The sequence below is a fragment of the Streptomyces sp. CRN 30 genome, from assembly GCF_034105845.1.
This window is the reverse complement of record NZ_JAVRHI010000015.1, coordinates 1-6,045: the sequence shown is the minus strand read 5'-3', so window position 1 is coordinate 6,045 and position 6,045 is coordinate 1. Positions and strand designations below refer to the sequence as shown.

Here is a 6,045-nt window from a genome sequence, read left to right as displayed (position 1 = left end):
GAGTGCACTCTCCAAAAGATCGGGGCTGGGTGTCAGCGGTGGGCGATGCGCGGGCCGTCGCCCGTGTCATGGGCGATGCGGCCCTGTTCCACGTACGCGCGGACCGCGTCCGGCATGGCGGGGTCGGCCGGCAGGAGCTTGCCGACGTCGGCCGTGCCGTCGAGCAACCGCTCGGCCTCCACCTCGTCGGGCAGGTGCGGGTTCAGCACCTTGGCCAGCTCGCCGGTGGCCTTGGACCGGGCCTCCTGGACGGTGGAGACCAGCAGGTCGGCGAGTTCCTTCGGGGCCATGCGGCGGTAGGCGTTGGTGGGGAACTCCACCGACAGCAGCTCGCCCTGCGGCCCCACGGTCACCTTCATCGCCTGGGCCTTGGCGGTCGCCGTGCCGGTCACCTCGCGCATGCGGCGCTGGAGGTCGGCGACCTGCGCCAACTGTGCGCGGTAGGTCTCCTGCAGTTGCTCGATCTGCTCGTCGAACGGCGTGGACACCCGCTCACCCCTCCCGCGACCCGTCCGGTTCGGTTCCGTCACGACAGTCGACCCGACCGGCACCGCGGACGGAAACAGCAGGTCGCGGCCGCTGCCCGCATGAACGCCGACTCTGTCCGAAGGGACGGCGGCCGGGCACGGCGTCCGTCGGTGCACACGTCGTGTCCGGAAAGGCGGTGCCCGGCCCGGACGGGCATACCGCGCGCCTCACGTCCCTAACGTGACCGCGTGCGCGCTCCCGCCTCCCCCGCCTCCCCCACCGGCCCCCTCGGCCGCCACACCGGCCCCACGGGGCTCCTGCCCACCCCTCCCGACGACCGGGAGAAGTACGCCTACGTCGCGCGCCACACCTGGCTGCTGACGACCACGTCGTTCCTGGGCTTCACCTGTGTCCTCTACAGCCAGGTCGACTCCGCGCGGCACGGACCGTGGATCTGGTTCTTCGCTCCCGTGCTGCTGTTGTCCGTGCTCGGGGTCGTCGTCTCGCTGCGGCTCGAACTGTTCAGCCGCGGCTTCGACCTGCGGGCGCACCGCGCGCTGGTGCGGGCCTGGGCACCCCGGGAGTACCCGTCGGTCGACGTGTTCCTGCCGGTGTGCGGCGAGCCGATCGAGGTGCTGCACAACACCTGGACGCATCTGGCGCGGCTGGCGGAGGCGTACCCGGGGGAGGTGGTGCCCCTCGTGCTGGACGACTCCGACAGTCCGGAAGTGGCCGCCATGGCGGAGGACTTCGGCTTCCGGTACCTGGTGCGGCCGGACCGGGGCTGGTTCAAGAAGGCGGGCAACCTGCGGCACGGGTTCGCCCACTCCGACAGCGAGTTCATCCTGATCCTGGACGCGGACTTCGTGCCGCGCACCGACCTGCTCGCCGAGCTGCTGCCGTACATGGACGCCGATCCGCGTCTCGGGATCGTGCAGTCACCGCAGTACTTCCGCGTCCTCGACCAGCAGAACTGGATCGAGCGCGGCGCGGGCGCGGTGCAGGAGCTGTTCTACCGGTCGGTGCAGGTGTCACGGCAGCGCAGCGACGGCTCGATCTGCGTCGGCTCGTGCGCCGTGTACCGGCGTACGGCGCTCGCGGAGATCGGCGGCACCAGTCTGATCGAGCACTCCGAGGACATGCACACCGGTTTCGACCTGCGGGCGCGCGGCTGGGACCTCAGGTACGTGCCGCTGGCGCTGGCGACCGGGCTCTGTCCGGACACCGTCGGCGCGTACTACAACCAGCAGTACCGGTGGTGCATGGCGTCGATGAGCATGCTGGGCAGCGTCCAGGAGTTCTGGAAGGTGCGGATGCGGTTCGCGAGCCGCCTGTGCTACGTGTCCGGGTTCGTCTACTACATCGAGTCGGCGCTGATCCTGTTCACCGGGCCACTGATCGTATGCGTGCTGCTGCTGTTCTTCCCGGAGCAGGTGAAGTTCACCGACATGCGGCTGCTGCTCCCCGGAGTGGTCTACCTGGTCCTCGTGTACCCGCTGTGGCACCGGGCCCCGTACCGGCTGGAGGCGTGGGCGGCGCGGGTGCTGTACAGCTGGTCGCACCTGTTCGCGATCTGGGACGTGGTGCGCGGCCGGGCGATGGGCTGGCAGCCCACGGGCTCGGGCGGCGCGCGCCGCGACAACACGCGGCGGCTGTGGATCGGCCTGTGGACGTGGACGGTGCCGGCGACCGCGCTGTGGGTCGGGGCGGCCCTGTGGCGGATGGCCACGATGGTGCCGGAGGACTTCGCACTGCCGTTGGCATCGGGGCTGTTCTACGCGGCGGCCGTGCTCCGCGTGGTGATCGTGCCCAGGCCGGAGGAGACCGAGGAGGCCGACGCACCCACGGCCCGGGGGGTTCTCGTATGACCCCGCCGGGCCGCCGGGGGATACTGCGCTGGGCGCTCGCCACCATGGCCTCGACGGCCACCGCGGGCTGCGCGCCGAGCCGTACCGCGCCGATCGGCGCGGGCGGGGAGGGTGCGGAGGGGCGGACGGCGCCGTACGTGCCGTTCGACGTGACGTGGCTGATCCGGCCCCGGGGCGGCCACAAGTACCTCGGTGTCTCCTTCGCCGGGGCGTCGGTGACCCCCGGCTACCTGGACCTGTGGTCGCGGAAGGCGGGCAAGGCGCCCAACCTGCTGGCGCAGCGCTTCTCCTGGGACGAGGAGTTCCCCGCGGACCGGGTCGCGGCGGTGTGGCGGCAGCGGATGCTGCCGTACCTCGCCTGGGAGCCGAGCGGACGGACGCTGCGCCGGATCGCGGCGGGCGGGGACGACGGCGGGATACGGCGGACCGCCGCGACCGTCCGGGACCTGAACGTGCCGGTGGCGCTGGCCTTCGCGCCCGGCTTCAACGAACGCGACCGGCCGTGGGGCACGCGCGCGGCGAGCGCCGGGGAGTTCGTCGCCGCGTGGCGGCGCGTCCACGACCTGTTCCAGGACACGGGGGTGTCGAACGTGGTGTGGGTGTGGAGCCCGACGGTGACCGCGCGGCCGGAGGTGGCGCTGGAGCCGTACTGGCCGGGCGACGCGTACGCCGACTGGCTCGGCCCGGTGGGGCGTTACCCCCGCAAGGGACCACACACCTTCGACGGGCTCTTCGGCACCGTGGTGAAGGAGGCGCGGGCCTTCACCCGGGCGCCGGTCCTGGTCGCGGAGACGGCCGCGCCGCCCGGCGGGAGCAAGGCCGCGGTCGTGCGGGAACTGACCCGGGCCGTGGCCACCCGTGACGACGTGGTCGGCTTCGTCTGGCTGGACGCGGCCGACCGCACCGACTGGCGGATCGACAGCGGCACCGGGGCGCTGGACGCGTTCCGGCGCGGTGTCGCCGACCCGCGGTTCGGCTTTGACGTGAGGCGCCCATGACCACCACCGAGGAATACCCGGCCCCGGTCTCGGGGCACACCCCCGGGACGGGGAACGCCCCCGGGACCGGGACGGGGAACACCCCCGGGACGGGGAACGCCTCCGAGACGGGGAACGCCTCCGAGACGGGGTACACCAAGACCGGGTACGACCCCGAGACCACCCTGCGGCTGCGCGTGCCGGTGGCACGCGGGCCGCAGCCCGCCCCCGGGTACACCTTCGACGAGATCACCCGCGCCGACTGGGTGCTCGGCCGGGTCCCCGACCGCGGCTGGTCCGCGGCGCCCTCGCCGCGCCGCACCCGGGTGAGCCGGGTGCTGCTGGCCTGTCTGCTGCTGGCGCAGGCGGTGCTGTCGCTGCGGCTGCACAACAGCGCATTCGAGGACGAGGCGCTGTACGTGTACGCCGGGCACGCCATGATCGACCACCTGTTCCACGGGGCCCCCGACTACGGCGGCTTCGACACGTACTTCTCCGGGTCGGCCGCGCTGTACCCGGTGCTCGCCGCGTGGGTGGACTCCGCGGCGGGACTGACCGGCGTACGGCTGGTCAGCCTCGCGTGCATGCTGGGCGCGACGACGCTGCTGTACTCGCTGACCCGGATGCTCTTCAACGAGCGGTCAGCGCTGCTCGCGGCCGGCGTCTTCGCGGTCGCCCAGTCGACGCTGTTCCTCGGCAACTTCGCCACGTACGACGCGATGGCGCTGTTCCTGCTGGCGGTGACGGCTTGGCTGCTCGTGCGGCACGCCACCGGTCACTGGGCGCTGCCGCTCGCCGCGTCCGGGGTGGCCGCGCTCACGGTGGGCGTGAAGTACGCCTCGGCGCTGTACCTGCCGACGCTGGCACTGCTGCTGATGCTGGTGGCGTACCGGCGGCTCGGCGCGCGGGAGGCGGTGCGGCGCGGCGCGGTGTTCACGGCGGGCACGGTGGTGCTGCTCGGTATCGGCCTGGTGAGCACGGACTACCTCCAGGCGATCCAGTCGACCACGACCGAACGGGCACACGGCACCACGTCGGTAGGGCTGCTGGTCCGGGACAGTGTCCGGTGGGGCGGGACGCTGTTCGCGCTGGCCTGCCTGGGCACGGTGCTGCACACCCGGCGACACGGCCTCGGCGAGATCCCCGGCCACCGGACCGGGGACACGCCACCGCGTGGGTGGCGGCTCGCGCTGGGTGTCGTCCTGACGGGCACGGCGCTGCTGGCCCCCGCCTACCAGATGCACCTCCAGACCAGCATCTCGCTGCACAAGCACATCGGGTACGGGCTGCTGTTCGCCGCGCCGATGGCCGGGGTGGGCCTGTCCCGGCTGATGGGCGCGCACGTCCGGTTCCCGCAGGCGGTCATCGCCGTCGGCGTGCTGGCACTCACCTTCGGCATGTCGCAGTCCGCGGAGAACTACGGGGTGTGGCCCGACACCAAGTACCTGATCCCGGAACTGGCGAAGAACGTCCGGCCGGGCCAGAAGTGGCTCGGCCAGCCGCACGAGGGCCCGGTCTACTACCTCTCCGACCAGGGTCTGACGGACTACACCCTGTGGACGTCGATCTTCTACATCGACTACGCGGGCCGCGAGGACGAGGGACACCTGAGCGGCCCGGAGGGCTACCGGGCCGCCGTCCAGGACGGCTACTTCGACGGGGTCGTCCTCGACTGGTCCGACCGGCCCGGCGACGTGCAGACCCTGGTCCGCCGGGAGATGCGGGCCACCGGCCGCTACCGGCTGGCGAGCGCCCTGACGTACCGGACCTCCGTGGGCTCGGGCCACTTCGAGATCTGGCTGCGGCTGCCCGCCGCGCACAAGTCGTGACGGCCGTCCGTGCACGGAGGGGCACAGTCCCTTCCCGCGCGGGCGGGGACACGGCCGGCGATGCCTGTTCTTCCTATGATCGACCCGACCCGGACAGCGGGGTTCCAGCACGCAGTCAGCACGCAGTCAGCACGCAGGACGAGCACCTCAGTACGAGCACGGAGATGCCGCGCATGAGCAACCGGGACGGCGGCGGCACGGCCGGCCGGAGACGGCCCTGGCGGCCGTCGCGGAACCGCCCGGCACCGCCCCCGGAGACCGTCCCGACCGATCCCACTCCCGATCCCACTCCCGATCCCACTCCCGCTCCCGATCCCGCTTCCGGGGGCGTGACCTCGCTGATGACGGTCGCCGAGCCGTACGGGGTGCGGCGGGTGGGGAACGCCTGGCTGGTGCATCCGGCCGCCGGCGCCGACCGCCAGTCACTGCTGTTCGCCGCCGGGCTGGCCGCCGACCCCGAGTACACGCTGGTGGTGGTGGACCTGCCGCCGTACGCGCCGCTGGACCCGGTGGAGGAGGCGCTGGGCCTGCATGTGCCCGTCGGACTCGCCGGGCTGCGGGTGGTGTTCGGCCGGACGCCCGCGCAGGGCGCCGCGCCCGCGGGACGCCGGCTGGCGCGGCGGCTCGGGCAGCCCGTGGTGGTACCCGACGGGATCGTGCGTCCCTCCGCGGGCGGCACGCTGTTCATCGGCGCCGACCGGGGCCGGGGATGGGTGCGGTGCGCGCCGCACGGTGAGACCCGGTACCTCTCGCGCCGCTTCCCGCGTCCGGCGTGGGACGGGTACCTGCCCGACCGCCCCCGTCCGGTGGGCCCGTCGGCCGTCGCCGAACCGCTGGGCGCCGGGGTGTGGGTGCGGCCCGTGCGCGAGGACGCCGCCCAGCACCGGCACCGGGGGCGGCTCG

Annotated in this window: 4 protein-coding genes and 1 pseudogene; 4 read left to right on the top strand and 1 reads right to left on the bottom strand. The window is 73.1% G+C overall.

All coding sequences use genetic code 11. The annotated features are described in order from the left end of the window. Positions 1-32: 32 nt before the first annotated feature. The gene (locus UW392_RS01690) at positions 33-488 is read right to left on the bottom strand and encodes a YbaB/EbfC family nucleoid-associated protein (protein ID WP_320773016.1); all 456 of its coding nucleotides are present in this window, start codon (positions 486-488) and stop codon (positions 33-35) included. Positions 489-716: 228 nt separating this feature from the next. Between UW392_RS01690 and UW392_RS01685 the strand changes: the two genes are divergently transcribed. From UW392_RS01685 to UW392_RS01670, 4 genes and pseudogenes are all read left to right on the top strand, one after another. After that, positions 717-2,336: a glycosyltransferase family 2 protein gene (locus tag UW392_RS01685; RefSeq protein WP_414495410.1), complete on the top strand. Its 1,620-nt coding sequence runs from the start codon at positions 717-719 to the stop codon at positions 2,334-2,336. Beyond that, the gene (locus UW392_RS01680) at positions 2,333-3,334 is read left to right on the top strand and encodes a glycoside hydrolase family 26 protein (RefSeq protein ID WP_320773015.1); all 1,002 of its coding nucleotides are present in this window, start codon (positions 2,333-2,335) and stop codon (positions 3,332-3,334) included. The genes UW392_RS01685 and UW392_RS01680 overlap by 4 nt, the downstream gene beginning before the upstream one ends. Further along, positions 3,331-5,142, top strand: a complete 1,812-nt coding sequence (locus tag UW392_RS01675) for a glycosyltransferase family 39 protein (protein WP_320773014.1) — start codon at positions 3,331-3,333, stop codon at positions 5,140-5,142. The genes UW392_RS01680 and UW392_RS01675 overlap by 4 nt, the downstream gene beginning before the upstream one ends. Positions 5,143-5,315: 173 nt before the next feature. After that, a pseudogene (locus UW392_RS01670) lies at positions 5,316-6,045 on the top strand (hypothetical protein); the annotation flags it as partial.

Excerpts from the sequence above, each read along its gene's own strand:
- UW392_RS01680 (WP_320773015.1), top strand. The coding sequence starts at position 2,333 with ATGACCCCGCCGGGCCGCCGGGGGATACTGCGCTGGGCGCTCGCCACC.
- UW392_RS01675 (WP_320773014.1), top strand. The coding sequence starts at position 3,331 with ATGACCACCACCGAGGAATACCCGGCCCCGGTCTCGGGGCACACCCCC.